Annotated in this window: 32 protein-coding genes and 1 pseudogene; 11 read left to right on the top strand and 22 right to left on the bottom strand. The window is 61.2% G+C overall.

Annotated elements, in window-relative coordinates; translation table 11 throughout:
* Nucleotides 1-116 precede the first annotated feature (116 nt).
* Nucleotides 117-686, top strand: a complete 570-nt coding sequence (gene trmY, locus EGH25_RS00415) for a tRNA (pseudouridine(54)-N(1))-methyltransferase TrmY (protein ID WP_266085327.1) — start codon at nucleotides 117-119, stop codon at nucleotides 684-686.
* A gap of 3 nt (nucleotides 687-689) precedes the next feature.
* Here trmY and EGH25_RS00410 read toward each other — a convergent pair whose 3' ends face one another.
* Together EGH25_RS00410 and EGH25_RS00405 are read right to left on the bottom strand one after the other, a co-directional pair.
* A complete protein-coding gene (locus EGH25_RS00410) occupies nucleotides 690-1,175 on the bottom strand; it encodes a TspO/MBR family protein (RefSeq protein ID WP_266085326.1) in 486 nt (161 codons plus the stop codon).
* Nucleotides 1,176-1,227: 52 nt separating this feature from the next.
* Entirely contained in the window at nucleotides 1,228-1,677 is a 450-nt protein-coding gene (locus EGH25_RS00405) for a MaoC family dehydratase (RefSeq protein ID WP_266085324.1), read from the bottom strand.
* Between the two features lie 56 nt (nucleotides 1,678-1,733).
* Between EGH25_RS00405 and EGH25_RS00400 the strand changes: the two genes are divergently transcribed.
* On the top strand, nucleotides 1,734-2,600 hold the full coding sequence (locus tag EGH25_RS00400) for an HpcH/HpaI aldolase/citrate lyase family protein (RefSeq protein ID WP_266085323.1): 867 nt from the start codon (nucleotides 1,734-1,736) through the stop codon (nucleotides 2,598-2,600).
* On the opposite strand, the gene EGH25_RS00395 is transcribed toward EGH25_RS00400, so the two are convergent.
* From EGH25_RS00395 to EGH25_RS00370, 6 genes are all read right to left on the bottom strand, one after another.
* Nucleotides 2,589-3,146, bottom strand: a complete 558-nt coding sequence (locus EGH25_RS00395) for a VIT1/CCC1 transporter family protein (protein WP_266085322.1) — start codon at nucleotides 3,144-3,146, stop codon at nucleotides 2,589-2,591. The genes EGH25_RS00400 and EGH25_RS00395 overlap by 12 nt on opposite strands.
* Nucleotides 3,143-3,424: a DUF211 domain-containing protein gene (locus EGH25_RS00390; protein ID WP_266085320.1), complete on the bottom strand. Its 282-nt coding sequence runs from the start codon at nucleotides 3,422-3,424 to the stop codon at nucleotides 3,143-3,145. The genes EGH25_RS00395 and EGH25_RS00390 overlap by 4 nt, the downstream gene beginning before the upstream one ends.
* A 45-nt stretch (nucleotides 3,425-3,469) precedes the next feature.
* The gene (locus EGH25_RS00385) at nucleotides 3,470-5,224 is read right to left on the bottom strand and encodes an acyl-CoA carboxylase subunit beta (RefSeq protein WP_266085319.1); all 1,755 of its coding nucleotides are present in this window, start codon (nucleotides 5,222-5,224) and stop codon (nucleotides 3,470-3,472) included.
* A complete protein-coding gene (locus tag EGH25_RS00380) occupies nucleotides 5,224-6,996 on the bottom strand; it encodes an acetyl-CoA carboxylase biotin carboxylase subunit (RefSeq protein ID WP_266085318.1) in 1,773 nt (590 codons plus the stop codon). Before EGH25_RS00380 ends, EGH25_RS00385 begins: the two co-directional genes overlap by 1 nt.
* Before the next feature lie 89 nt (nucleotides 6,997-7,085).
* Nucleotides 7,086-7,637: a hypothetical protein gene (locus tag EGH25_RS00375; protein ID WP_266085317.1), complete on the bottom strand. Its 552-nt coding sequence runs from the start codon at nucleotides 7,635-7,637 to the stop codon at nucleotides 7,086-7,088.
* Between the two features lie 48 nt (nucleotides 7,638-7,685).
* Nucleotides 7,686-8,855 (bottom strand): acyl-CoA dehydrogenase family protein, encoded by a 1,170-nt coding sequence (locus EGH25_RS00370; RefSeq protein WP_266085315.1) that lies wholly within the window; start codon nucleotides 8,853-8,855, stop codon nucleotides 7,686-7,688.
* A gap of 183 nt (nucleotides 8,856-9,038) precedes the next feature.
* Here EGH25_RS00370 and EGH25_RS00365 point away from each other — a divergent pair, with 183 nt between their 5' ends.
* On the top strand, nucleotides 9,039-10,193 hold the full coding sequence (locus EGH25_RS00365) for an acyl-CoA dehydrogenase family protein (protein WP_266085314.1): 1,155 nt from the start codon (nucleotides 9,039-9,041) through the stop codon (nucleotides 10,191-10,193).
* Between the two features lie 61 nt (nucleotides 10,194-10,254).
* A complete protein-coding gene (locus EGH25_RS00360; RefSeq protein ID WP_266085312.1) occupies nucleotides 10,255-10,575 on the top strand; it encodes a hypothetical protein in 321 nt (106 codons plus the stop codon).
* 1 nt (nucleotide 10,576) lies between these two features.
* Here the strand turns inward: EGH25_RS00360 and EGH25_RS00355 are convergent, their stop codons facing one another.
* The gene (locus tag EGH25_RS00355) at nucleotides 10,577-11,380 is read right to left on the bottom strand and encodes a TrmB family transcriptional regulator (RefSeq protein ID WP_266085311.1); all 804 of its coding nucleotides are present in this window, start codon (nucleotides 11,378-11,380) and stop codon (nucleotides 10,577-10,579) included.
* A 156-nt stretch (nucleotides 11,381-11,536) separates the two neighbouring features.
* Between EGH25_RS00355 and EGH25_RS00350 the strand changes: the two genes are divergently transcribed.
* From EGH25_RS00350 to EGH25_RS00330, 5 genes are read left to right on the top strand one after another with little or no spacing between them, the layout of a single operon-like run.
* Nucleotides 11,537-12,322, top strand: a complete 786-nt coding sequence (locus EGH25_RS00350) for a DUF8116 family protein (RefSeq protein WP_266085310.1) — start codon at nucleotides 11,537-11,539, stop codon at nucleotides 12,320-12,322.
* Between the two features lie 40 nt (nucleotides 12,323-12,362).
* Nucleotides 12,363-13,157, top strand: a complete 795-nt coding sequence (locus EGH25_RS00345) for a 2,3,4,5-tetrahydropyridine-2,6-dicarboxylate N-succinyltransferase (protein ID WP_266085308.1) — start codon at nucleotides 12,363-12,365, stop codon at nucleotides 13,155-13,157.
* Nucleotides 13,158-13,198: 41 nt separating this feature from the next.
* Nucleotides 13,199-13,837, top strand: coding sequence for a DUF502 domain-containing protein (locus tag EGH25_RS00340; RefSeq protein WP_266085307.1), 639 nt, complete (start codon nucleotides 13,199-13,201; stop codon nucleotides 13,835-13,837).
* A 56-nt stretch (nucleotides 13,838-13,893) separates the two neighbouring features.
* Nucleotides 13,894-14,979, top strand: a complete 1,086-nt coding sequence (locus EGH25_RS00335) for an NAD-dependent epimerase/dehydratase family protein (protein WP_266085305.1) — start codon at nucleotides 13,894-13,896, stop codon at nucleotides 14,977-14,979.
* Entirely contained in the window at nucleotides 14,980-15,342 is a 363-nt protein-coding gene (locus EGH25_RS00330) for a hypothetical protein (RefSeq protein ID WP_266085303.1), read from the top strand. It abuts the gene before it with no gap.
* Here the strand turns inward: EGH25_RS00330 and EGH25_RS00325 are convergent, their stop codons facing one another.
* From EGH25_RS00325 to EGH25_RS00315, 3 genes are read right to left on the bottom strand one after another with little or no spacing between them, the layout of a single operon-like run.
* Nucleotides 15,343-15,615, bottom strand: coding sequence for a ubiquitin-like small modifier protein 1 (locus tag EGH25_RS00325; protein ID WP_266085301.1), 273 nt, complete (start codon nucleotides 15,613-15,615; stop codon nucleotides 15,343-15,345).
* Nucleotides 15,612-16,853 (bottom strand): threonine synthase, encoded by a 1,242-nt coding sequence (thrC, locus tag EGH25_RS00320; RefSeq protein WP_266085299.1) that lies wholly within the window; start codon nucleotides 16,851-16,853, stop codon nucleotides 15,612-15,614. The genes EGH25_RS00325 and thrC overlap by 4 nt, the downstream gene beginning before the upstream one ends.
* A gap of 45 nt (nucleotides 16,854-16,898) precedes the next feature.
* Nucleotides 16,899-17,474 carry a DUF998 domain-containing protein gene (locus EGH25_RS00315; protein WP_266085298.1) on the bottom strand — a complete coding sequence of 192 codons (576 nt, stop codon included), beginning with the start codon at nucleotides 17,472-17,474 and terminating at the stop codon, nucleotides 16,899-16,901.
* A gap of 60 nt (nucleotides 17,475-17,534) precedes the next feature.
* Between EGH25_RS00315 and EGH25_RS00310 the strand changes: the two genes are divergently transcribed.
* Together EGH25_RS00310 and EGH25_RS00305 are read left to right on the top strand one after the other, a co-directional pair.
* A complete protein-coding gene (locus tag EGH25_RS00310) occupies nucleotides 17,535-17,708 on the top strand; it encodes an HVO_2753 family zinc finger protein (RefSeq protein ID WP_266085297.1) in 174 nt (57 codons plus the stop codon).
* A 3-nt stretch (nucleotides 17,709-17,711) separates the two neighbouring features.
* The gene (locus tag EGH25_RS00305) at nucleotides 17,712-17,978 is read left to right on the top strand and encodes an elongation factor 1-beta (RefSeq protein ID WP_266085296.1); all 267 of its coding nucleotides are present in this window, start codon (nucleotides 17,712-17,714) and stop codon (nucleotides 17,976-17,978) included.
* Here EGH25_RS00305 and EGH25_RS00300 read toward each other — a convergent pair.
* From EGH25_RS00300 to pheT, 10 genes and pseudogenes are all read right to left on the bottom strand, one after another.
* Nucleotides 17,975-18,706 (bottom strand): fumarylacetoacetate hydrolase family protein, encoded by a 732-nt coding sequence (locus tag EGH25_RS00300; RefSeq protein WP_266085295.1) that lies wholly within the window; start codon nucleotides 18,704-18,706, stop codon nucleotides 17,975-17,977. The two genes, EGH25_RS00305 and EGH25_RS00300, sit on opposite strands and share 4 nt — an antisense overlap.
* Nucleotides 18,707-18,747: 41 nt before the next feature.
* Nucleotides 18,748-19,086: a type II toxin-antitoxin system PemK/MazF family toxin gene (locus EGH25_RS00295; RefSeq protein ID WP_266085293.1), complete on the bottom strand. Its 339-nt coding sequence runs from the start codon at nucleotides 19,084-19,086 to the stop codon at nucleotides 18,748-18,750.
* On the bottom strand, nucleotides 19,079-19,459 hold the full coding sequence (locus tag EGH25_RS00290; RefSeq protein WP_266085291.1) for a MarR family transcriptional regulator: 381 nt from the start codon (nucleotides 19,457-19,459) through the stop codon (nucleotides 19,079-19,081). Before EGH25_RS00290 ends, EGH25_RS00295 begins: the two co-directional genes overlap by 8 nt.
* Nucleotides 19,460-19,545: 86 nt before the next feature.
* Nucleotides 19,546-20,316, bottom strand: a complete 771-nt coding sequence (locus EGH25_RS00285; RefSeq protein WP_266085290.1) for a dihydroorotate dehydrogenase electron transfer subunit — start codon at nucleotides 20,314-20,316, stop codon at nucleotides 19,546-19,548.
* Nucleotides 20,313-21,233 (bottom strand): dihydroorotate dehydrogenase, encoded by a 921-nt coding sequence (locus EGH25_RS00280; RefSeq protein WP_266085288.1) that lies wholly within the window; start codon nucleotides 21,231-21,233, stop codon nucleotides 20,313-20,315. The genes EGH25_RS00285 and EGH25_RS00280 overlap by 4 nt, the downstream gene beginning before the upstream one ends.
* Nucleotides 21,234-22,064, bottom strand: coding sequence for a DUF7282 domain-containing protein (locus EGH25_RS00275; protein WP_266085286.1), 831 nt, complete (start codon nucleotides 22,062-22,064; stop codon nucleotides 21,234-21,236).
* 63 nt (nucleotides 22,065-22,127) lie between these two features.
* Nucleotides 22,128-23,249, bottom strand: a pseudogene (gene metX / locus EGH25_RS00270) (homoserine O-acetyltransferase MetX); the annotation flags it as partial.
* Nucleotides 23,249-24,532, bottom strand: coding sequence for an O-acetylhomoserine aminocarboxypropyltransferase/cysteine synthase family protein (locus EGH25_RS00265; RefSeq protein ID WP_266085283.1), 1,284 nt, complete (start codon nucleotides 24,530-24,532; stop codon nucleotides 23,249-23,251). The gene EGH25_RS00265 and the pseudogene metX, both read right to left, overlap by 1 nt.
* Before the next feature lie 50 nt (nucleotides 24,533-24,582).
* The gene (locus EGH25_RS00260; RefSeq protein WP_266085281.1) at nucleotides 24,583-24,807 is read right to left on the bottom strand and encodes a hypothetical protein; all 225 of its coding nucleotides are present in this window, start codon (nucleotides 24,805-24,807) and stop codon (nucleotides 24,583-24,585) included.
* 31 nt (nucleotides 24,808-24,838) lie between these two features.
* On the bottom strand, nucleotides 24,839-26,512 hold the full coding sequence (gene pheT, locus EGH25_RS00255) for a phenylalanine--tRNA ligase subunit beta (protein WP_266085280.1): 1,674 nt from the start codon (nucleotides 26,510-26,512) through the stop codon (nucleotides 24,839-24,841).
* Nucleotides 26,513-26,549 lie beyond the last annotated feature (37 nt).

Below are 26,549 nucleotides of genomic sequence, written 5' to 3'. Positions count from 1 at the left end.
GGTTCGTGGGGACTCCATGGGAAGACGTACCGTACTCGTCGGTTACGGCGGGGTGGACGCCGGAGAAGCGGTCGAGGCGGCGACGGCTGAGAGGTTCGACGGAGGCGGCGACGACGTTGCGTGACTTCGTCTTCGTCGCGCACGAAGCACCGACCGACGGCGGGTTCTCGCTCGACGACCTGCCGGGCGCGGGACGTCTCGACCTCGTCTGTCGGTGCATCAACGCCGCGCTCCTCGTCTCGCACGGCGTGCGCGAGGACACGACGGCGCACGTCGTCCTCCGTGGGGGCGAACGCGACGTAACGGTGCGGTTCGAGGGCGACGAGGTGCGCGGTCTAAACCCCGACGAACGGAGCATCGCGGGTGTCTTGCGAGCCGCGCTCGCCGAACGTACGTACCACGAGGTCGAAGCGCGGGCGGGTGTCTACGTCGCGGAGCGCGGGGTCGCGGAGGTTATCGACAAGACGGACGGCGATACTATCGTACTTCAAGAGAACGGCGAAGGCGTCGAGGACGCGACTGTACCGGACGAACCGACGTTCGTCGTCTCGGATCACCTCGAACTCACCGACGGAGATCTCGAAGCCCTCGGTGACGCGCGCCGCCTCTCTCTCGGTTCGGTGGCTCTACACGCCGACCACGCGACGGCGGTCGCGCAGAACGTGTGCGACACAGAATGGCGGTGACGTTCACAGACCAACGTAGACGGCGTAGTTGAGATAGACTGCGAAGGATAGCCACGCGAGGTACGGTAGTAGAAGAACGGACGCCCTTCTGTCTACCCTGTCGAAAAGGGCGGCGGTGGTTAAGACGGATAGCCATAGAAGTACGACGACCACCAGACCCGCCCCCGGTCGCCGTAGTCCGAAGAAGACAGGTGTCCATGCGACGTTCAGAGCCATCTGGACACCGAAAGCAAGAAGGGCAACCCTCACGTCGCGTCTCGATACTCCGGCGCTGTATACGAGAAACAACGAGACACCCATCAGGGTGAACAGGAGTGTCCAAGCTACTGGAAAGGCGATGTCGGGCGGGAAGTACCACGCTGAGTCGTCGAGCCAGCCGGTATCGGCACCGAACAGGAACGCGGGCGACGCACCGACGGCGTTGACCCCAACGACGAAGCCGAGCATACGGACGGTATCCGCCGCCGAGAAACCGTCGGTCACCTCCATACTTAGACAGGACGGCGTGTTCGGATACGTCTTTCGCGTAGGAGCAAGAACCCTAACCGTCTTCCTTCAAAGAAAGAACCGTCCTGTCGAACTCGCAGACGACGTCGTCGTCTTGGTTCAGAACCTCGACGTGCATATCCACGACGCCGCGTTCGCCGTCGCTCGTCTCGCGTTTGTCGGTGACGGTGGTGCGGGCGTGCAGTGTGTCGCCGTGGAAGACGGGTTCGGGATGCTCCACGTTGTCGTAGCCGAGGTTTGCGACGATGGTGCCGTCGGTCGTTTCGGGTACCGTCATCGATACGCCGAGCGACATCGTGAGGAGACCGTTTACGAGACGTTCGCCGAACCCCGTCTCGCCCGCGAACTCCGCATCGAGATGCAGGGGCTGTTGGTTCATCGTCAGGTCGCAGAAACGCTGGTTGTCCGCCTCGCTTACCGTACGTCTGCGGTCGTGCTCTACCGTCTCGCCGACCTCGAACTCGGCGTAGTACTTACCGGTCATGTTCCGAAGTCGGACTCGACCGTATAATTTCTTACCGTACGGGACGTACGGAGTGCATGGCATCCCAAGGAAGAGCGAGACGTTCGGTTCTTTTCACACCCGGCGACGAGACGGAGATGATGCGTAAGGCGCTCGGAGGGGACGCAGACGTGGTCGTCTTCGACCTCGAAGACGCCGTAGCGCCCAACGAGAAGGATACGGCGCGCGAAGCAGTCGACGACGTACTCGGCGACGTTCCTGAGGACGCGCCCGAGGTATGGGTACGTCTCAACCCGTTGGGGGACGAGGGCGGGAGCGACGACTTGGACGGTATCGACGCCGAGCCTTCGTGTTTCGTCGTACCCAAGGCGGAGTGCGCCGACGACGTGGAACGCGTAGCCGAGGCGCTCGGTGAGGACGGGAACGGTGCGGGTCTTGTTCCTATAGTCGAAAACGCCGCGGGCGTACTCAACGCGGGCGAGGTCGCCGACGCACCGCGTGTCTCGGCGGTTGTCTTCGGTGCGGAGGATCTCGCGGCGGATCTCGGCGCGACACGTACCGACGAATGCGACGAGGTAATGTACGCACGCCAGAAGGTCGTTACGGCGGCAACCGCGGTGGGTATCGACGGTATCGACACGCTCTGGACGGGGTTCCGCGACGAGGAGGGTCTACGAGACGACACGGAGCGCGGTATCGGCTTGGGCTACGACGGAAAGCTTGCGATACATCCTGCGCAGGTCGGTATCATCAACGACGCCTTCACGCCCGACGAGGAAGCCATCGACCGTGCGCGACGGGTTCTGGAGGCGAAACGCGAGGCGGACGAAGCCCGAAAAGGCGTCTTTGAGGTAGACGGCGAGATGGTTGACGCGCCTCTCGTAGAGCAGGCGCGTACGGTCAGGGAGCGCGCACGCGCCGCGGGGGTCTGGTCATCCGGGTAGTAAGACGTTGATGAGGGCTACGAAGACGCCTGCGAGACCCATACGCGCACCCGCGACGTACCACGCCCGTCTCGAAAGCTTCCCCATGTAGGCTCCGAGCGCGAAAAGTACGGCGACGGCGACACCGACGGAGACGAGGGTCGCACCGAGCATACCGAGTGGTTCTCCTTCGAAAAGGAAAGGGGAGACGGTGAGGAGCACAGCGAGAATAGGACCGAGTCCGCTCATGAACGCGTTGGAGCGGCGCGCCTCGCGTTTCTTGAGATGGGGACGTGTCTCGTCGAGGTCCTCTAGCATCGACTCCTCTATCTCGTACAGTTCGGCGAGCTTCTCAGCCTTCTCTATCTCCCAGACGCTCCAGAACCCCGACGTTCCGAGACCCACAGCCGCACCCACGCCTATCTTGACAACCGTGAAGCCGTCGGGGACGCCTGAGAGGTAGGCTCCGACGACGATACCGACGCTCGTTAGCGCCCCGTCGAAGCCGTTGGAGACGAAGTAACGTCTCGATATAGGGTCCACGAGTACCTCTGAGATACGTGTCATCTTTCCTGTGGCGTCGGTCTCTCCTCGACGATACGTTCGCCCACGGCGACCTCGTCGACCGAATGTACGCTCCCTCCCAGACCCTTTACCTCGGATTCGATATCCTCGGTGTCTACGTCGTCACCCTCGACGGTGAGCTTGATGTTCTGCACCTTGTCGTCGGTCTCGACGAGCGCCACGTTGACAGCCTCGACGGTCGCCACCGAGGCTATCTCCGACGCGAAGGCGGTCATAGAGGGCTTGTGAGGCTTGAGCACGTCGAGAACCAGACGTCTCATCGGCGGTGTGGACATAGCCAAGGGTTGAACCGCGACGACAAAAGTTTACAGGACGGTACCGTGCTTCTTGTCGGGTAGCTCCTTCTCCATACCCTCGTAGAAGTCGTACCGCTGTACGAGTTCGTCACGTAGCTCGCTCGGAGGTACGATCTCGTCTATGACGACCTCCGAAGCCATACGGTGTACGTCGATATCCTCGCGGTACTCCTCCCTAAGCTCCTGCTCCTTCTGAGCGCGCTCGTCCTCGTCGTCTATCTCGTCAAGCTTACGCGCGTAGACGGCGTTTATAGCCGCCTCAGGACCCATGATAGCGATCTCTCCGCTCGGTAGTGCGAGCGTCGATTCGGGGTCGTACGCGGGTCCGCTCATCGCATAAATGCCCGCACCGTACGCCTTACGTACGACGACCGAGAGCTTGGGTACCGTCGCCGAACTCGTCGCGTAGATGAACTTCTTGCCCTTTTCGAGTATGGCGTCCTTTTCTACGTCCGAACCCGCCATGAATCCGGGCGTGTCGCAGAGGTACAGGAGGGGTATCTCGTAGGCGTCGCACGTCCATATGAACTCAGCCGCCTTCTCTGCGGAGTCGGGGAAGATAGCCCCTGAACGCTCGTCGGGCTGGTTCGCCACGATACCTACGGGTCTTCCGTCGATACGCGCGAACGCAGTCACGATCTCCTTGCCGTACTCCTCCCTTAGCTCGAAGAACGACCCCTTGTCGACGACGCGGTCTATGAGTTCCTTGACATCGTACGCCTTGTTCGGCTCGCTCGGTATCGTCGCGTCGGTTCCACGTGGTGACTTGACGGGGTCGCGGGGTTCGCCGCGCGGCGGCTTCTCACCAGCCTTGTCGGGGAGGTACTCTATGAGCTGTGAGACGAGACGTCGCGCGTGTCTCTCGTCACGCGCAACGAGGTCGGCGCTTCCCGACTCCGACGCGTGTACGGAAGCTCCGCCAAGATCCTGCATCTCTATATCCTCGCCCGTCACCATCTCGACCATACGCGGCGACGCGATAGCCATGGCGCTCATATCCTCGACCATGACGGTGAAGTCGGCGAAGACGGGAGTGTACGCCGCACCGGCTATGCAGGGACCGTACAGGACGCATATCTGCGGGACGCGCCCGGAGAGCATCGAATGGTTGTAGTAGTACTTGCCTATACCCTCACGGTTTGCGAAGAAACCCGTCTGCTGATCGATACGTCCGCCGGAGGAGTCCATGAGGTAGAGGACGGGCTTGCCGTTCTTGACGGCGCGCTGTTGCATACGGAGGAACTTCTCGACGCCCTTCTCCGCCATGCTTCCCGCCTTGACGGAGAAGTCGTTCGCCATGAAATGCACGTCGCGTCCGTCGAACGTCGCCGCTCCTGTCAGCAGACCGTCCGCAGGGAGAGGATCGTCGGGATCGGAGCCTTCGACGCTCTCGTGCCACTCGTCGAAGTTTGCGAACCTTCCGTCCTCGAACCTGAGCGCGCTGTCGTCGTCCTCGTCGTTGAACCACAGGTCGAGACGGTCGCGTACGAAAAGCTTTCCTTGCTCCTCAAGCTTCTCGCGGTACTTCTGCGGACCCCCGGACTCTATCGCCTCGATCTCAGCGCGTAGACGTTCCTCGCGTTCCGTCGGTTCGGCGTCGTCGTCGTACCTCTCGTTGGGGACGCGGGGAGGGTCACGTACCGCTGTAGGTTCGGCGTCGTCGCCGACGTAGACGTTCACGCGGTCGTCGAGATGTTCGGCGAGCGCCGTCGCTATGGCGTCCGCCTCGTCGTCGGACGCGTCGTCATCGAGACGTACGTCCATTATTCGATGGCGACGAGTAGGTCGCCTTGGTTGACGCTGTCGCCGTCGGCAACAGCCACCTCGGTCACCGTCCCGCCGACGGATGTCGTGATATCGTTCTCCATCTTCATCGCCTCTATGACACAGACGACTTCGCCTTCGCCTACCTCGTCGCCCTCCTCGACATCGGCGCTCAGAACGTTACCCTGCATCTCGGCTGTTACGGGATGTCCGTCAACGTCGATGTTCTGTCCGCCACCGCCTCCGCCGCCCCCGCCGGTCGCTGTGCCTTCCGCAACGAGCATCTCAGGCGTGTAGTCCTCAAGGTTTACCTCGAACCTTCTGCCGTCTACCTCAACGACGAACTCGCGTTCGAGCGTCTCCTCAACGCCTGCGGGCGCGGGCTTCTCGTCCGTCCCCCACTTCTCGTAAGCCTCCTCGACAGCCTCCTGTTCGAGTTCGTGATCGAGGTACTTGGTGTCGTGGCTTCCCTCGACGAACGCCTCGTCTTCGAGCATCAGGAGATGGAACGGTATGATCGTCTTGATCCCCTGTATCTCGTACTCGCCGAGAGCGCGTTTCGACCTCTCTATGCACTCCTCGCGGTCACCGCCCCAGACGATTAGCTTCGCGATCATCGAGTCGTACTCGCCCGAAATCTCGTCGCCTTGGCGGACGCCGTCGTCGATACGTACGCCCACGCCGCCCGCGGGGTCGTACTTGTCGAGACCACCCATCTGAGGCGCGAACTCCTGCACGGCGTCCTCGGCGTTTATACGGAACTCGATCGCGTGACCGTTGAAGCTCACGTCGTCCTGCGCGAAGCCTATCTCCTCGCCGTCGGCGACGCGTATCTGCCATTTGACGATGTCGATATCTGTGATCTCCTCCGTCGCGCAGTGCTCGACCTGTATACGCGTGTTGACTTCCATGAAGAAGAACTCGCCGTCCTCTACGAGGAACTCGACAGTGCCGGCGTTGTGGTACTCCGCCTCACGTACGCCTCGGCGCGCCGCGTCGCCTATCTCCTCGCGGAGTTCGTCGTCGAGTATAGGCGAAGGAGCTTCCTCGATGACCTTCTGGTGACGGCGCTGTAACGAACAGTCGCGCTCGCCGAGATGGCGGACGTTTCCGTGTTCGTCGGCGAGTATCTGAACCTCTATATGCTTGGGGTTTTCGAGGTACTTCTCGACGTAGACGTTTGCGTTGTCGAAGTACTCCTCTCCCTCACGTTGCGCGCTTTCGAACTGATCCTCGATCTCGTCCTCGCTCCGGACGACCTTGAGACCGCGTCCTCCGCCTCCGCCCTCAGCCTTGATAGCGATGGGGTACGAGACGCCTTCCTCCTCGACGAAGTCGCGTATCTCGTCCGCCGACCCGACGGGTTCCTTCGTTCCGGGTACGATAGGCACGTCGGCGGCGTCCATTATCTGACGCGCCTGTGTCTTCTCGCCGAGGTTCGCCATCGCGTCCGACGGCGGACCTATCCATTTCATCTCGGAGTCCTCGACCTTCGATGCGAACTCGGCGTTCTCGGCGAGGAAGCCGTACCCCGGATGGACGGCTTCCGCACCAGCCTTCTCGCCCGCTTCGATGACAGCCTCGTGGTCGAGGTACGACTCCGACGCCTTCGCAGGACCTACGTTGTACGCCTCGTCGGCGTAACGGACGTGTCCGGCGTTCTTGTCCGCCTCGGAGTAGACTGCGACGGTTCCTATACCGAGTTCCTCACACGCGCGCATGACGCGTACGGCGATCTCACCACGGTTTGCGATCAGAACTTTATCGAACATCCTTGTTCGAAGGAGGCGACGGTATTATATATTCTTTAATCCTTCCGACCGCCTCGTTAACCGGGAAGCCGAGCACCGAAGACGAGCGACTACATGAAGCCCCTGTCGCCCTCGGTGCTTCCGTCGGGTTCGGGCCCGCCACCCATGTCGAGCGCAAGCTGGAGATGTTTTATTCCGCGGTCGCCCTGCGCGACGACGGCGCGGACAGCCTCCTCGAAGTCACGGACGCCGAACGACGGGTCGTCGACGAACAGCTTGCGTTCGACGGTGAACGCGGCGAAGACGCCGTCGTCGGTCGTCTCCACACCGACCTCGACCGACGGGTGCGAGATTTCGCGCATCAGGTTTAGGACGAGCGTCTCCATCTCCGTCTCGTCGCCGGTTAGCGCCTTCTTGGGGTTATCGACGCCTGAGTTACGTAGGTTTTCGAGTAGGTTGAAGCCGAAACGCAGGAGGAAGTAGTCGGCGTTCGCGGAGCCGAGAACGTCGTAGACGTAGCCCGCGCGTCCGACGCGGAAGCCGCGTATCTCCTTTCCGTCCTGTATCTCAGGACCTATATCCTCCTCTACCGTCCCGTCGGTCATCTTTACGTATTCGCGGACATCACCGAGGAGCGCCTCAAAGGCGTCTTCGTCTGTCATGCGACGGTGTATGTAACGGTGACTAAAGGCTGTTGGTGTTCGGTACGGCTAGTACGACTTGGGGAAGCCGAGCTCCTGAGCGATATGGTTGTACGCCATCTGCTGTGTGACGGGGGCGAGACGTGTCAGGTTGATCTCGCGCCACCAACGTTCGACGTCGTACTCCTTAGCGTACCCCCATCCGCCGAAAGCCTGCATCGAGTGGTAGACGGCGTCGATACCCGCTTCGACTGCGACAGCCTTCGAAACGTTCGTTTCGTAGGCGCAGTCCTTTCCGTTGTCGAACATCCAAGCCGCCTTCTGACGCATCAGCGAGGCGGTCTCCATCTGTGTGTACGCCTCCGTGATCGGGAACTGTATCGACTGGTACTGACCCACGGGACCGTCGAAGACCTCGCGTTCGTTGGTGTACTCTACGGCGGCGTCGGCGGCGAGCTTTCCGATACCCGTCGCCGCGGCGGAGAACGCGATGCGCTCAGGGTTGAGCGTGTCGACAAGCCCCCACCATCCGTCGCCCTCCTCGCCGATGAGGTTCTCCTCGGGGACACGGACGTTCTCGAAGAAGACCTCGCACGAGTTGGAGTAGTTCATGCCGTGTTTGGGTATGGGCGAAACGTCGACACCATCCGACTCCATCTCGACGGAGAAGAGCGAGATACCGTCGGTCGGACGGTCAACCTCCTCGCGCGGAGTGGTACGCGTGACCAGAAGTATACGGTCGGCGATGTCGGAGAACGTAATCCAGCACTTCTTACCGTTGAGGACGTACTCGTCTCCGTCCTTCTCGGCGTCGGTGGCGACGTTTAAAGTGTTAGTCCCCGCCTCAGGTTCGGTTATTCCGATACAGAACTTGGTATCGCCCTCCGCGATACGCGGAAGGTACGCCTGCTTCTGCTCCTCGTTGCCGTGTTCACGTATACCGACCGCCGCCATACCTGCGGTGAGGACGAGGTACCACGTCCCCGCCATTCCGCATCCCTCGGCGCAGAGCGTCTCCATCGCCGTACCCATCTCCTGAAGACCCATTCCCGCGCCGCCGTACTCCTCAGGGACGAGCAGTCCGTGGAAGCCCGCGTCGCCGAGTTCGTCCCAGAACTCCCACGAGAACTCGCCCGCCTCCTCCATCTCTCGCCAGTACTCAGGACCGAACTCGTCGGCGATTTCGCCCGCCGTCGAACGTATCATCTCGGTCTCCTGCGACTCTGTGAAGTCGACCATACGTTACGGTGGTGCGCGCGGAACAAATACCTGTCCGTTACGGAGCACCGGGCGCGCGGTGATAGACACGTGTCGGCTCCGTGCCCCGAATAACCGGCAGTTGGACAGGGGAATTCGACGTACGTCGATGGATATGTTTGGAAGAATCATGCAGTTTATATACTCGAAAGCACAATTTCACGTATGGATTTTGAGGTACCGGAAGAGATAGAACAGGTTCGCGATGAGATACGTCGTTTCGGCGAGAACGAGATAGAGCCGGTCGCGTCCGAGTACGACGAGAAGGAGAAGTACCCGTGGGAGGTCATGGAGAAGGCGCAGGACGCGGGTCTGCTCGGCTCCAACATCCCTATCGAGTACGGCGGTGTGGGATACAGCCCTGTCGAGAACGCGATACTCGTAGAGGAGCTTTTCTCGATCGACGCGGGTATTGCGCTCTGTATAACCAGCACGGCGTTCGGTGCGGACGCTATCATGGAGTTCGGTACGGAGGAGCAGAAGGAGGAGTACCTGAGACCTGTCGCGGAGGGCGACGCGATCATGGGCGCGGCGATTTCTGAGCCAGACGTTGGTAGTGACGTGTCGAGCGTATCGACGCACGCCGAAAAAGACGGCGACGAGTGGGTCATAAACGGCAACAAGATGTGGATCACGAACGGTACGGTCGGAGACTACTTCGTCGTCCTCTGTGACACCAACCCCGACGCCTCGTCGCGTTACTCGGGCTTCTCGCAGATACTCATCGAGTCCGACCGCGACGGCTTCGAGGCGGACAAGATTACGGGCAAGATGGGTATACGTTCATCCGACACCGCGGAGCTAATCTTCGACGACGTACGCGTGCCGGAGGAGAACCTCATCGGAACGCGCGGCGCGGGCTTCATGCAGTTGATGCAGTTCTTCGACGAGACGCGTACGATGGTAGCGGCGCAGGGTGTGGGTATCGCAAGAGGTGCGTACGAGCGCGCGCTTGAGTACGCCCAACAGCGCGAGCAGTTCGGACAGTCGATCGCCGAGTTCCAGGCGATACAGCACAAGCTCGCCGAGATGAAGACGACGACGGAGGCGGCGCGCCAGCTTACGTACAAGAGCGCGTGGAGCGTCGAGAACAAGGACGAACAGCTCACGGCGCTCGCGAGCATGGCGAAGGAGTACGCTTCGCGTATCGCCGTTGAGGTTGCGGACGAGGCGGTTCAGATACACGGCGGGAGCGGCTACGTCAACGACTTCGACGTCGAGAGGTTCTACCGCGACGCAAAGATCACGCAGATATACGAAGGTACGACGGAGATACAGAAGAACATCATCGCACGCGAGCTTCTCGGCAAGGGCTTCTGAGCGCCTCGGCGACAGGGGCGATGCCTAAAGATACTTGTAACGCGGGTGTTTAGCTCGGCGTATGAATCCTCTCTTCGTCGGCGGAATCGGACCGCTGGAGATACTGGTACCGGTCACGATGGTCGTACTTTTCGTCGGTGTTATCTACGCCGTCGCCAACCGCGCCGTCTCGTCGAAGCTTCCCGGATACAACGTCGATGCGGAGCGTGTAGGCGGCGACGAGGTGGAGGTGACGGTTGAGGGACTTGGCACGGCGTCTAAGATACAGTTGGTCGTCGACGGAGAGGTACGGGTTGAAGTCAACGCCGAACCCGACGCGACGGCGACGGTGGAGGTTGCGAAGGACGAGGAACTTTCGGTGCGTAAGATGGGTGGGACGTAGCCTAAAGCTCCAACGGCTTAGCGCCGTCCCACCGCTCGTCGAACTCCTCCCCGACACTCGCGGCGAACTCGGGATCCTTGAGATCTATCATAGCGAGGACGCGGTTTGGCGCGAGCGGGTTTGCGACCTCGACACATACCTCGACGCCGTCAACGACGTTGAACGTACCACGTATCTCCTCGACCGTCCGTATCTCGAAGCCGGGGTACTCCGAGAGAACGTCGGTGTACCGCGCGCCGACCTCCTGACCGAAACGGCTCACGAGGTCGGAGGAGACGAGTATATGCACCGAAACGCCGTCGTCGACAGAGTCGGCGAGACGGTCGAGCACCTGTTCGCCCACGTCGTCAGGGTCTATCTGTGGCGACAGGTCGCCGACGACCATCGACACGGAGTCGCGCGCGGCTTCGAGACGTTCGAGGAGTAGCTCGATGCTGTCGTCCGCACCGACCGCCGCCGTCCAGAAACGTTCCTCGACCGTCTCAGCGGTGTCGAGCTTCCCCGTGAGTTCGTCCGCGACCTTCTCGTACCTCTCCATCTCCTCACGTAGCTCGCGTTTCTTTTCGTCGACGAGACGGTCGAGCGCGGTCTCGGGTTCGACGGCTACGTACTTCTTTGGGCGGCTCGCCGCTTGGCTCCTGACGAGGCTGTTCTTTTCGAGGCTTCCGAGCACGTCGTAGACGCGTCCCATCGGCACGTCGCTCGTAAGCGAAAGCTCCTTTGCGGTCGCCGAACCCGCGCTCAGAAGGGCGCGGTATACGCGCGCCTCGTAGTCCGACAAGCCGAGGTCGTTGAGCGTCGGCATGTCGGACGTAGAGGCTCGTTCCGCATAAACTGTTCGAGAGTTGAACGTGTCTAGGCTCAGAACGCGTTGGTGGGTTCGAGGTTATGACGATCGGGGCTACGGCGACGGGTGACCGCCAACCCGAAGCCTGATTGTGGACGCGCGACGATCTGAGGTATGACAGCCGCAAAGCTCGTCGGTCCGCGGGCGCTCCGTGACCCCGAGGATGTCGAACCGTACTTCCGTTTTGGGGCGGAGTACGTCGTCGACGTTGCGGATACGATGGGCTGGAGCCATACGCTCAACGGCACCGTCGAGGAGGCGTGCGAGGCTATGCGCAACGGACGTACCGACGTACGTGACGATGTAGAGACGTTGATAGCGTCGGTTGTGGTCGCCGACGCCGAGTACTGGCATCCTATCGGACGTTGGCTACCGCGCGGATACGCACTTCTCATGCGCGGTCTTTCGCACGCCCTGAGACGGAAGCTTCTACGTCTCGCGGGCGTATACACGGGTACGTACGCCGGAGGGGCACGCGAGTTCTACAGGGCGCATCCGTCGGTACGCGACGCGCTCGACGCGCCGGTGTTCTCACGTCCGTCGGATCATACGGTCGACGGCGTTCCGGCGACGGAGCACGTCACCGGTCTCTCACTCGACGCCTTCGCCCGGCGTACCGTACTCGGCGACTCGGTTCTACACGTCGAGTGGTACGAGTACGTCGCCGAACGTGTCGGTGTGGAGTACGACGCGGAGCTATGTGAGCGCGCACGCGAAACGTCGCCCGTCTACTTCGCGGGTGTGCGCGACGAACTCCCCGAGGACGTACGTGAGCTACAGCACGCGATGTTCTGTGACGACGACTGGATACGTAAGTTCCACGACGAGTACGAACTCCGTTCCGTCCTTTTCCGGCGCGCCGCCGACGGTATAGAACGTACCGCCGAGGCGCTCGCGTAGCCACCGCAACCGTTATTCGGCGAGCGGCGCACCGTCCTATATGGCACTCAAGGACGAGATACTCGAAGCGTGGGAGACGGGAGACGCGTCGGGGTCACTCCTCGACGACTTCCTCGACGGTCTGAACGAGGGCGAGATACGCGCCGCCGAGGAACGCGACGGCGTCTGGTGCGCCAATGAGTGGGTGAAGAAAGGCGTACTCCTAAACTTCTCACAGCGCCATAGTCGCGCGGTCGAGCATGGGGGCGTGACCTACCACGACAAGTTCGAACTGAAGGATACGTCGGGCTTCCTCGAACGCGGTACGCGTAACACCCCCGACGGAACCGTGATACGCGACGGGGCTTACATAGGGGACTCGGCTATAATGATGTCGCCGTCGTTCGTCAACATAGGCGCGTACGTCGGCGACGGTACGCTCGTCGACTCGTGCGACACCGTGGGTTCGTGCGCTCAGGTCGGTGACGATGTCAAGTTAGGAGCTAACACGCTCGTCGGCGGCGTTCTCGAACCCGTCGAGGACGCACCCGTGATCATCGAAGACGGCGTGTCCCTTGGCGCGGGATGCCGCGTAACCTCCGGATTCGTCGTCGGCGAGGGCTGTATCGTCGGGGAGAGTACGCTTCTCAACCCTTCGATACCCGTCTACGATCTCGTTGAGGACGAGGTGGTGTACGGACACGTACCCGCCGAAAGACGCGTCATGCAGAGGTACGTCCGTTCGTCGGTGGGCGACCGTATAGACGGGGACGTATTCAAGCCCGCCGCGGTTGCGACGTCGCTCGAAGACGACACGTTGGAGAAGGCTCAGAAGGAAGACGCGTTACGCGCATAGATGACGAAGAGATTAGTAAGCCGAAGCCCTCGCCTCCAAACGTGAAAGCAAGCCTCAAACGGAACATCGCCAGCGGTATCATCGTCCTTACACCCGTAGCGGTTTCGGCGTACGTCGTATACTGGATATACCAGAGGGTCGCGGGTCTTCCGGGGACGCAGTACCTCAGGGTCACGGGCAGTCAGACGGTTAACGAACTCATACAGGTCGGTTTCGCTATCGCCGTCATCGTCGTCATACTCGGTATCGTGGGCTACGTGGTTCGTACGGCGGCGGGAAACATACTCAAGGACGAGATGGATCGCCTCGCGGGGCAGATCCCCGTCGTACGTATCGTCTACAACGCGACAAAGATGGGTGTCGAGACGATCATGGGGAGCAACGCAGAGGAGTTCGACCGACCCGTTAAGATAGAGATCGCGGGTCTACGTATTACGGGGTTCAAGACGGGAAACACGACGGAGGATGGACGCGAGGTCGTCTTCTTCCCCACGTCGCCCAACATCACGTCGGGGTACGTCGTCGATGTCGAACCCGAAAGGCTTGAGACGACCGACGAGAGCACCGAGGAGGCGTTGACACGTGTCCTTAGCGCGGGGTTTGGGATGGAGGCTGACGACGATATAAAGGGGCTTCTTCCGGAGGATGAGGACGAGGGGGGTTCGGAAGACGAGGGTTAGACGATTGACGTTAAGGGGAAGGAATAAGTACGGTCTGCGTAATTAAACCGTTATAGATGCCTAAGAAAGCTCTCGTAACGGGCGCGTGTGGCTTCACCGGGAGCCATATGCTCGAACTACTCGCCGACGAAGGCTGGGACGTGGTCGCCACCGACCTCGAAGGCGCGGAGCGTGACGCCTACTACACGGAGGCGGAGGGCGACGTACCCAACCCCGTCTACTACAGGGATATATTCGAGGAGGTAGGTGCGGAGTTCATACCCGCCGACATTACGAAGCAGAGCACGCTCTACCCCGTCTTCGAGGATCACGACTACGACGTCGTCTTCCATATAGCGTCGCTGTTCGACTACTTCGCCGAGTGGGACGTCCTCCACAAGGTCAACATCGAAGGCGGACGTAACATCGGTGAGGTCGCGGCGGAGCACGATGTCGGTCATTTCGTCCACTGGAGTACGCTCGGTGTTCTCGGAGACGCCGGGTTCGACGAACCGAACAAGGAGGACGCGCCTTACGAACCGCACAACCGTTACTGTAAGTCGAAGGTCAAGCAGGAGGAGGTTCTCCACGAGCTCCACGAGGAGGAGGATCTCCCCCTGTCAATCGTCCGTCCCGCACCTATCTACGGACCCCGGCACGGCTACGGAGTCTACCATATACTCCTCCTTCTACGTAAGTTCGGCTTCGCACCCGTGACACGTATCTATCCGCGGAGCAAACAGCTGATGTTCCCGTGTGTACACGTTCACGATCTCGTAAACGGTGCTCTGTTCGTACACGAGAACAAGGAGGAGACCGTCGGTGAGACGTACCACGTCCTCAGCGACTGTATCGGACAGGACGAGCTAATAGAGTTCCTCGCGGAGTCGCTCGGTGTGAAGAAGAAACGTATACCCGCCTCGTTCGGCGCGTACAAGCTCTACGGAAGGATCGCCAAATGGGCGTCGCACCGTATAGAGAGGCAGGCGCGCGAGAAAGGTACGCGTCCCAAGGTCGACGCCTCGATGACCCACTACCTGACGCACAACATGTGGTTCTCGAACCAGAAGATAAAGAACCTCGGCTACGACTTCAAGTACCGCGACGCACGGAAAGGGCTGTGGGACTACATCACGTGGTGCAAGGAAAAGGGGATGGTCTAAGTGCTCGTCTCACCGTTCGACGTGCCCGCGGTCGCACTCATCGGCTTCGTCGGTGCGTTCGTCTACGCGCGTTTCCTCAAGCCGCGTAACCCCGACTGGTATCCGTTCATCGGTGTCGGTACGGTCGGTCTGTTCTGGATACACGCCGTCCTCGCGGTCGCGGGCGTCTCGCCGTTAGGCGTCGATGTGGATAACTCGCTTATCGGAGTCGCCTACATACTGTCGTACCCGATGTGGTTCCGGTGGGCTTCTGAGCGCGCCTTCGTGCTTTTCGGGCGCGGATCCGAACAGGGCGGTATCGCGTGGGTGCTACGCGTACGCGATACCACCGAAGGCTTCGAACCCGACTGGGAGAAGGAGTAGTCAGGAACCGCCGCTGACCGCCGGGAGTATCGATATTTCGTCGTCGTCGTCGACCTCGGTGTCGAGACCCTCGCCGTGGCGTACGTCGTCGCCGTTGACGTACAGGTTGACGAACCTACGGAGTTCGCCGTCGTCAAGGAGTCTTTCCTCGAACTCATCACCGTACTTGCCCGCGAGTTCGTCGAGCGCTTCGCCTACTGTCTCCGCGTCTACCTCCGTCGTTCTCTCGTCCGTCACGCTTTCGAGCGCGCTTGAGAATCTTACATCCGTCATTGTGCTGTCACCTTCTTGTCCTCCTTGTTCCTGTTCTCAAACTCGGTGAGCGACGGTGATATGCTTTCGGGAACGTCGACGTACTGCGAAACCGTCTCCTCCGCCTTCAGACCGTTGCCCGTGATGTTGACGACCACCGTCTCGTCCTCCCCTATATGCCCCTCGTCCGCCAACTGCTTCAGACCCGCGATCGTCGTCCCGCCCGCGGGTTCGGTGTAGAGTCCTTCGGTGCTCGCCAACAGCTTTATTCCCTCAACGATTGCGTCGTCGTCGGGGTCGGCGGCGTACCCGCCCGTCTCGTTTATAGCGTCCTTGGCGTAGAAGCCGTCCGCCGGGTTGCCGATGGCGAGCGAGTGCGCCAGCGTCTCGTAGTCGTCGACGGGTTCGACGGGTGCGTCGTCGCGGACGGCGCGCGCAATCGGGAAGCCTTCGGGCTGTGCGCCGCTCATCCTGACATCCGAGTCGTCGATGAGACCGAGACGTTCGAGGTTCTCGTAGCCGCGTTTGACCGACAGGAGCGACGCACCCGCCGCCATGGGATGGACGACGTGGTCGGGCGACTCCCAGCCGAGCCCCTCCGCCGCCTCGTACGCCATCGTACACGAGCCTTCGGTGTAGTACGGACGTAGGTTGATGTTGACGAAGCCCCATCCGTTGTCGTCGGCGACCTCGGTGGCGAGACGGTTGGCGTCGTCGTAGTTGCCGTCGACGGGTACGATCTCAGGCTCGTACGCGAGCGTCTGTGTTATCTTTCCTTCCTCGATAGTGTCGGGTATGAATATGTACGCCGGTAGATCCGCCTTTGCGGCGTGCGCCGCGACGCTCGAAGCGAGGTTGCCCGTCGATGCGCACCCGATCGCGTCGACGCCGAAGTCGATCGCACGCGCAACCGCAACCGCAGTTACGCGGTCCTTGAACGAGAACGACGGGTTGACCGAGTCGTTGAGTATGTAAACTTCGTCGATACCGAGTTCGTCGGCGAGGTTGTCGGCGCGGTGAAGACCGTTCCTTCCCGTCCCAAGGTCAACCTGCGCGAACGAGTCCTCGTTCTCGACGGGGAGGAGATCGACGTACCTACGTATCGACGCGGGTCCGTCCTCTATCTCCTCGCGCGTCACGTCGACGTCGTCCCAGTCGTAGACGACTTCGAGGGGTCCGAAACAGGCTTCGCACGTGTTACGTATCTCGGCGGGGTACTCGCGCCCGCATTCGCGGCACCGGAGGCAGTCCACTGTCATTGTGATACCGAAGGAGATGCACGCATATAATATTTGCTACTTAGATTATGCGCCGAGGTTATAGAAGCGGCGGGAGGTGACGAGTATCCATACGACGAAGGCGGAGACACCCAGAGCCTCAGGGATGGCGAGACCCGGAGCGTAGACGCGCCATCCCGCCCACGAAGCCCAGACGAAGACGTTGGCGTTTCCGAGCCAGACGGTGGTGAGTCCGCGTCCCGTCTCGCCCGCGAGCGCCTCGCCGGTTCCGTGCACCCAGAGCGCGGTGGTGAACGAGGCATAGAGGGTGAGAGCGGCGGGGATATGGTACGGATCTCCTATGTGGAATACACCGAGTCCGGCGAGAGAGACGAATGAGACGGCGACGAGCACCGCGCCCGCGGTTTCGTAGATGTTGCGCGCCTCGGTGAGGAGGAGAACGGCGAAAGGGACTGCGACGAGACCACCGACGACGAAGGAGGTGTTCATCACCGCCGAGTACGGCGCTTGGGGCGCGCCGAGTTCGGAGATAGCCTGTGTCAACGGTGCGAGGGGCGTCAGTACGGCGGCGAGGGCGATACCGACCGCGGCGACGAGAACGCCCGCGGGTGCCGAGAGTGCGGCTGTTCTGCGCGTGTCCATACACGACATCGGGGACGTTCTATAACAACTCTTATGGACGGAGACGAACAACGGGCTTCCATGAGCGCACAGCAAGGGCGCAAACGGTGTGTCTCCTGCGGGGTCAACATCGTTGGTGCCGGATTCACGGAGTTCGACTGTCCCGAATGCGGACATACGATAAACCGATGCGACAAGTGTAGGAAGCAGAGCAACCTCTACCAGTGCCCCGACTGCGGCTTTACGGGACCCTGAACAATGGGAAAGGTAATCGCACAGATCAAGGTGATGCCCGACGACGCAGACACCAACCTCGACGCTCTCGAAGATAGTCTGAAGGAGGCTCTTCCTGAGGAGGCGGAGCTAAACGGCATCAAACGTGAGGATGTCGCTTTCGGCTTGGTCGCACTCCTCGTAAACGTCGGCGTCGAGGACGAGGCGGGCGGAACTGAGGCTGTCGAGGAGTCTTTCGCGGGTATCGAAGACGTGGAGAGCGTCAGCGTCGAGGACGTCGGGCGCGTCTAAGAGCCGGGTTCGACGACATCGTTTTCGAGAGTACCTATACCTTCGATCTCTACCTCGACGGTATCGCCCGGCTCCATCGCTCCGACGCCTTCGGGGGTTCCGGTGGCGATAACGTCGCCCTCGCGTAGTGTAACGAAACGCGAAGCCTCTGCGACGAGTTCGGCGACGCCGTAATGCATCAGGGCGGTCGTCGACTCCTGCACCGTCTCGCCGTTGAGACGCGTCTCTATACCGCGATCATCGACGTGCTCGTCGTGTATGCACGGGCCGATCGGGCAGAAGCCGTCGCCGCCCTTTGCGCGGAACCACTGAGACTCGCGCCCCTGCCAGTCGCGCGCCGTCACGTCGTTGACGCAGGTGTAGCCGCCGACGTAGTCGAGCGCCTCGTCCTCGGAGACATCGCGGCACGCGCGCCCGATGACGACGCCGAGTTCCGCCTCATAATGTAGCTCGTCGGTCGTGTCGGGATAGACGATAGGATCGCTCGCGCCTATAACCGCCGTCGACGGCTTGAGGAAGAACAGCGGGAACTCCGGCACGTCGTTACCGAGTTCGTCGGCGTGCTCTGCGTAGTTGCGTCCGACTCCGATGACCTTGGTGGGTCCGCAGGGCGCGAGGAAGTTCACCTCTTCGGGCGGGTACGTCCCGCCGCTCTCGGAGACGATTTCGTCGTCCCTGACCGTTCCTTCGTGTATAATACCGTCCTTCACGAAACGTGCGCGTCGCATGGAAGACGAAGGCGTGCACGTCTCTTAGAAGTACCCTTTCTCTACGTTTGAATATACGAAGTCGTTCTATCGGCTACTTCGCCCACGAGATCATCCTCAAGCTCACCCTGAACGCCTACTACATGAACCTCCTCCTTCAGCGTCGCCACAGTCCATGGGAGGACGTAACTATCCCCCTCAGGATCACCCTTTACCCGGTCATCAGAAGCGACGCGGACGCTACCCCGATGATGAGACGCCGTGGTTAGTGCGACACCTATACACTCTTCATCCGGGTATGGTAGACTATCGTTGGATATGATTAACCAGGGGCGCGGATTGCTTTCTCCCTCGGAACGGAAAGGGTCGGGTGCCCAGACCACCTCTCCGCGGTCAGCCATCGTTTCTCTCTTCGATAGGATCTACTGCGTGTTCCATCCATTCTTCTATCTCCTCGTCACTGAAACCACCGTCACGCTCGTCCGCAGTACGGGCGCTCAGAACTCCGGCTGAAGCCACAGCGTGTTCCGCGTCCGAGATAGACCAGAACCTGTCCCTGTGTTCTACCAGACCGTGCCCTTTGAGACGTGAGAGGGTGGGACCCACGCTCCCCTTCGGAACATCCACGTTCTCTACGACTTCACGTTGCCTGAACGCCTTGTCGCTGTTCTCTAATAGGAAACGGTATATCTCCCCTTGTGTCGTATCCGGGGATAGATCCGGTAGCGACTCGTCGTCTTCTATCGACTCGAACTCCTCCTTCGGTATTGGCATCACGAAATATTACATATTGGATTGTATTAGGTCTTATTACCGCTCCATACCGGTGGGTTTCGACAGGAAGCTCTGTACTCTGTGACTTAGAAGTACTTCTTCCGCGCCGCGCCGTCGCGGTGGTAGACGCCGAACTCGCCGTTCGTGAGTTCGTCGCCTCTGTACACGGGTCCGTCGGAGCAGACGGGCGAACCCGTGTCGTCTATACAGCAAGAGCCGCAGATGCCCACGCCGCACTTCATGTAACGTTCAAGGCATAGCTGTACGTCGCCGGGGCGGTCGTCGAAACGGTCGAGGACGGCGGACATCATGGGTTCGGGACCGCACGACCCGACGTTCGACGGCGCTCCCTTCTCGTCGGTAACGTCGTCAAGGAGTCCGGTCACGAGTCCTTCGTATCCGGCGGTACCGTCCTCCGTTGCGACGCGGACATCGGCAACGCGCGACAGACGTTCCTCGAAGACGAGTTCGTCGGCGGTTCCTGCGCCGATTAACGTCGTCACGTCCGCTCCGTTCGCAGATGCGGCTTCTGTAAGAAGTGCGACGGGTGCCATACCTGTACCGCCGCCGACGATTACGACATCGTCGTCGGGTACGTCGAAAGGCGTACCGAAGGGTCCACGTACGCCGAAGGTGTCGCCCTCGCTCAGGGAAAGCATGGCGTCCGTCGCCTCGCCGACGCCGCGTACGGTTACGCCGTCGTCGTATGCGAACGACATGGGTATCTCGTCGACGCCGTGTACCCAGAACATGCCGAACTCGCCCGGCGAGACATCGAACGAACGGTCGAAACGGAGCGTGGCGATACCGTCGCCCTCCTTGACGCGGTCGGTTACCTCAAGCGTGATCGGTCTCATCCTTCACCTCCGTCGCCGTCCTCCTTCGGCGTGAGTTCGTGCGCCCTTCCGACGAGTTCGTCGTGCGACAGGTCGTTGTCCTTCTTGTACGTCTCGATACCGTCGGCTATCTCGCCGAGAACCTCGACGCCGTCCCAGACTGCGGTTCCGACTTCGACTGCGCGCGCTCCCGCGAGCATGTACTCTAAGGCGTCTTCGGCGCTCGAAACGCCGCCGACGCCGACTATAGGTATGTCAAGAGCATCGTACAGGTCGTAGACGCACCGGACGGCGACGGGCTTTAGCGCCGAACCGCTCATGCCGCCGTGTGCGTTTCCGAGGATAGGGCGACCCGACTCGACGTCTATCGCCATCGCGCTCAGTGTGTTGGTTGCGACGACGGCGTCCGCGCCTCCCTCCTGCGCCGCAACCCCTATCTCTGTCACGTCGGTCACGTCGGGGGTCATCTTTACCCAGACGGGAGCATCGACGGCTTCGTCGACCGCGGCGGTTACGTCGCGCGTCAGTTCGGCGTCAGCGCCTATATCGACGCCGTACCCTTCGGCGTGGGGGCACGAGACGTTTAGCTCGAAAGCGTCGGCGTACGGCGCGAACGTACCTGCCACGTCGGCGAACTCGTCCGCCGTGCCGCCGAAGACGCTGACGACGGTCGGTCCCTCGACCTTCTCAACCTCGTCGGTGAACGCGTCGGAGGGGTTCGAAAGACCGACGGCGTTGAGTGCGTACTCCTCGGAGTCGTCTACGAAGACGTTCGGACCCGGATGTCCCGTGCGTTCACGCGGACCGATGCTCTTGGTGACGACACCGCCCGCCCCGGAACGCAAGGCGCGGTTTAACGACGCACCCGTGGAGCCAAGAATACCCGAGGCAAGAAGAACCGGGTCGTCGAATCCTATACCCGAAACCTCAACCGACATTCAGTCGCGTCTGTTGAGGAAGACCGCGGCGGTCAGACCCGCGACGAGCGCCCCGAGCGCCGTGAATCCGGGCAGACCCTGCGGCTCTTCGGCTCCGTCGTCGGAGGTGTTGTTGCCGGTGCCGTTACCTTCGTCCGCGCCGCCGTTACCGTCGCCGTCAGAGCCGTCGGTCTCGGACTGATTAGACACCTCTTCGAGAAGGCTCTCCGTCTCCTGTATGGTGGAGTCTATGGAGTCGAGGCTGTCTTGTGTAGATTCGAGTTCGTCGCTGACGGTGTCTATCTGATCCTGAAGATCGCTGTCGGCACCGCTCGCCCTCTCGGAACGCCGTTCAAGCTCGTCAAGGCGATCCTGTAGAGAGTCGATCCTGTTTCTGAAGTCACGGCGCTGTTGGTTCGCCTCGGCGTAGCTTCCGAGTACGTCCTGCGTACCGACGGCAACGTAGAAGTCGTCCTGCACCGTCGAGTCGTTGTACGTAACCTCGGTGTCCTCGGGGTAGCTGAACTCGCCCGCGCCCTCCTCCTCGTAATGGAGAACGGCGTAGTAGAAGTCGTTCTGTTCGAGTCCGTCGGTCTCGATCAGGATGTCGTCGTTACCGCCCTGTTCGACCTCGGCGGCACCTTTGAGATCGTCAAAGTCGGGTTCTCCGTCAACCGACTCGGGGTAGACGGCGACCCAGCCGTCGTCGTCTATCTCCACGCTCTCTACGGTAACGTTGTCACCGGCGGTAGCCTGCGGCTCGGCGTTCACCGATGCGTCCTGTGCCGCCGCGGGTGCGGCTACGACGAACAGGCTTACGGCTACAGCGGCGAACAGCATCTTCTTTCGCATCTTGAAGTTTAACGACGGAGACGAGAGATAAAGTTTGCGGAACGGCTTCGGAGCGGTTCAGCGTACGCCGGTTCCGAGGAACGAGCGCAGAGGGGGTCCTATCTTTTCGGGTTCGACGAGAAAGGCGTCGTGTCCGTAGTCGCTCTCGATAACGTGGTGTTCGACATCCGCGCCCGCCTCTTCGAACGCGCGGGCGAGCGACTCCGCCTGATCGACCGTAAAGTGCCAGTCGCCCGTGAACGAGATAACGAGGGCTTCGCCGTCGTACGCCGCAAGTGCGTCGGCGTCGGAGTCGTAGCCGCTCGCAAGGTCGTACTCGTCCATCGCGCGTAGGAGGTAGAGGTACGAGTTGGCGTCGAAACGTTCGACGAACTTTTCCGCCTGATAGTCGAGGTACGACTCGACGTCGCGGTAAGGGAAGAAGTCAGCCGTCGGGTCTTCGGTGACGGGTGCGTCGTCGCTGGGTTCGCGCCGCGCCGAGCGCCTACCGAACTTGTCGCGCATAGAGTCCTTCGACAGATACATTATATGCCCTATCTGACGCGCGAGCGCGAGTCCGTCGTCGGGTGGCTCGTCGTCGTCGCCGTAGTAGCTTCCGGAGTTCCAGTTGGGGTCGGAGAGTATCGCACGGCGTGCGACGGCGTCAAGGGCGAGGCACTGAGGGTCGAGACGCGCCGCTGTTGCGACGGGTATGAGACGGTCGACGTAGTCGGGGTACAGCTTCGCCCATTCGAGTACGTTCATACCGCCGACGCTCCCGCCGATTACTGCGTGGAGGCTGTCGACGCCGAGTATTTCGAGTAGACGGCGCTGTGAACGCGTCCAGTCGGAGACTGTTACCGGCGGGAACTCGGCTCCGTACGGTTCGCCCGTATCGGGGTTCTCGGTCGCGGGTCCCGTCGTACCGTAACACGAACCCGGAACGTTGGCGCAGACGACGTAGTAGTCGTTGGTGTCGACCGCCTTCCCCGGACCTACGATGTCGTCCCACCACGCTGAAGCCTGTCCGGCGGTGCCGCGGTCCTCCTCGCGTCCCGCGACATGTGCGCTTCCCGTAAGCGCGTGGCAGACGAGGACGGCGTTGTCGCCGTCGTGGTCGCCGTAGGTCTCGTAGGCGACCTCAAGTTCGAGCTTCTCTCCGCTCTCGAACTCGAACTCACCGAGGTCGGCGGTCTGTGACTCCATCACGTGGCTGTGTCTATAGCCTGCGACAGGTCGTCTATTATGTCGTCAACGTCCTCGATACCGACCGAAAGACGTACGAGTTCGTCGAGGACTCCGCTCGACTCCTTCTCCTCATCTGTAAGCTGTTGGTGCGTGGTCGAAGCCGGATGTATGATCAGCGTCTTGGCGTCGCCGACGTTTGCGAGTAGCGACGCGAGTTCGACCTCGTTACACAGCGTACGTCCCGCCTCGTATCCGCCCTCGATACCGAACGTTATCATGCCCCCGTAGCCACCGTCGAGGTACTCGGACGCGTTTTCGTGTGTCTCGTGAGACTCAAGACCGGGGTAGTTGACCCAGTCGACGGCGTCGTGGTCTTCGAGCCACCGGGCGACTTCGAGTGCGTTCTCCGAATGGCGTTCGACACGGAGGGGGAGCGTTTCGAGCTTCTGGAGCGTCACCCACGAGTCGAAAGGTGCCTGCTGGTTGCCAAGGTCGCGCAGACCGCGTGTGCGTGCGGCGTACGCGAACGCGGCGTCCCCGAATGCGTCGCGGAAGTTGAGACCGTGGTACGCGGGGTTGTCCTCGGTCAGGTTGGGGTAGTCGCCGTTCTCCCAGTCGAACGTCCCGCCGTCGACGAGGACACCGCCTACGGTGGAGCCGCTTCCGTGTATCCATTTGGTCGTCGAGTGCCAGATTATGTCCGCGCCGTGCTCTATGGGGTTGCAGAGGTACGGCGTGGCGAACGTGTTGTCGACGAACAGAGGGACGTCGTTCTGGTGCGCGATTTCGGCGACGCGTTCGATATCGGGGATATCGAGAGCGGGGTTGCCGATGGTTTCGAGATGTACGTACGCCGTATCTTCGTCTATCTCCTCTGAGTACGCGTCGTAGTCGGTCGAACCGACGAAACGCGTCTCGACACCGCGCCGCGGAGCGGTATGCGTCAGGTAGGTGTAGGTTCCGCCGTACATCGACGAGGACGCGACGACGTTGTCACCCGCTTCGGCGAGGACGAAGTTGGCGAGGTCGAAAGCCGCCATACCGCTCGACGTTGCGAGCGCCGCAACGCCGCCTTCGAGCGACGCGATACGTTTTTCGAGCATCGCGTTCGTCGGGTTCATTATACGCGAGTAGATGTTGCCCGCCTCTTCGAGTGCGAAGAGATCGGCGGCGTGCTCGTCGTCGTCGAATACGTACGAGGTCGTCTGGTAGATAGGGGGTGCGCGTGCGTTCGTCGCCGAGTCGGGTTCCTGTCCTGCGTGTACGCTACGTGTGTTGAATCCTTCGTCTTCGTCGGACATACGTCTAAGACCGGGTCGTACCTACATAAGTTCGGCGGAAGGGGAAGATGTTACACGAACTCGTTGACGATTTCGGAGTCGACGGGTACGTTGAGACGTGCGGAGCAGGACTCACATACGACCGCGGCACGTACCTCCTCGCCGTTTACACCGTCGCCGACGCCCCAGATATCGACTTCGAAAATCTCCGAGTCGCACGACGGACAGCCGAAGCCGCGTTCTTCGAGGTCGTCGTGGAGTGCGGAACGGATGTCGTCCTCTACTTCGTCTGTCATGCCGTATAGACGGGTTAGACGCTCAAGGGTGTTACGACCTCAACGCGTCTATCTCGAACTCGAAAGCCGCGACGGGCTGTAGGATCTCGCGTTCGGCGAGTATCTCAGGATGGAGTTCACCGATTACGCCCGCGTCGTCGCCGTCGATTACGACGGTCGCGGCGCGTCCGTCGATGAAAGAAGGGTGCTCCGTCGTCGGTGTTCCGACTGTCGCGTCGAAGTCGTCGACGAGGGAGGTGAGACGCGACTTTGCGCCCTCGTACCCCGCGTCAGTTCCGGAGACGGCGGCGGCGACGTGTGTCTCCTCGCGGATCCCCGTGTTCTCGTCGTCGTCCTGTACGGCGCAGAAGCCGACTTCGGCGAGGTTCTGCGGATACCCGCGGTGTGTGTTGTTGGCGAGAACCGAGACGATCGACGGAAGGAGCCAGCTACGTACGACGTCGTACTCCTCGCTGTACGGGTTGGGTATACGCACACCATCATCGGGTGCGTCGCGGCGCATCCGCGTGTAACAGTCGTCGTCGTTGGTCAGTACGAAGCTGAGTAGATCCTGAAACCCGAGACCTACGAGCTGTTTACGTACGGCGTTTTCGAGACGTGTCGACTCGGTTAGACCGCCGACGGTCGACACGTCGGGGTAACGCGGCTCCATCTCGTTGAAGCCGTACGCGCGTCCGATGTCGTCGACAACGTCGAGAGGGTGCATAACGTCGGTACGGTACGGCGGTACGGTTACGTCGTATGCCGTCGCGCCGTCGCGCGTCTCCGTCTCCGCGTCCATCCCCGAACGTTCGAGAAGGTCGACGACATCGTCCGTCCCGAACTCGACACCAAGCATCGACTCGATACGGTCGTGCGTCACGGTCTTAGACTCTGTCGACAGGTCGGGCTTGAGTGCACGTCGGTCGTCGTACTCGACCTCGACCTCCTCGACAGTAGCGCCGCGGTCGGAGAGGGCGTAGACGAGTATGTTTAGCATCTTGTCGACGGTCCATTCGTCCGTACCGGTCATCTCGACGAGAAGGTCGCGCGAGTCCTCGCGTACCTCCGTACGTTTACCGTTGATAACGGGCGGGAAAGAGAACATGCCTATGTCGTCGTAGATACCGGGGACGCGTTCGGCTCCTTCGAGTATACGCGCGTACTCCTTACCGACCGGATGGTCTTCCATAACCTCGCGCGGCGTCATCTCGCGCGCGCCCGCGTCGCCGATTTCGAGAGGTACGAAGCTCTCGTCGTCGGGGTCGATACCGCGGTAGACGAACTCCTCGCCCTTCAGCATCGTCAGGTCGTGTACGCCTATAGCGCCCTTGTTCCTGCGCCTTCCGAGCGTCGCGTGTAGCTTCTCCTGTAGCTGTATGAGCGAGTCGAGGACGCCGCCCGTCAGATCGATGTCGCGGACGACAGCGCCGACGATGTAGGGGCGTTCGGGAACGCTCTCGACGCGTATCTTGTAGTCGCTCCTTCCGATCTCAGGGACGCGGACGCCACGGTCGTCGCCGAACTGGTACCGCAGTGAGCGCGCGAGACCCTCGACGCTCAGACGGTCGGGGCGGTCGGGTACGACCTCGAACTCCAGACCGTCGTCGCCTTCACCCTCGAACTCGACGCCGAGGGCGAACAGTTCGTCGACGAGTTCGTCGCGCGACAGATCGCGTCCTACGAGCCTTCGTAGTTCGTCGGGGTCAGCCTCTACTACAGCCATGGTGTCACCTCCTTGGTTTCGTTACGTACCATCCGTC

The sequence above is a fragment of the Halorutilus salinus genome, from assembly GCF_026242195.1.
GTDB lineage: Archaea > Halobacteriota > Halobacteria > Halobacteriales > Halorutilaceae > Halorutilus > Halorutilus salinus.
This window is presented reverse-complemented; position numbering and strand designations above follow the sequence as displayed.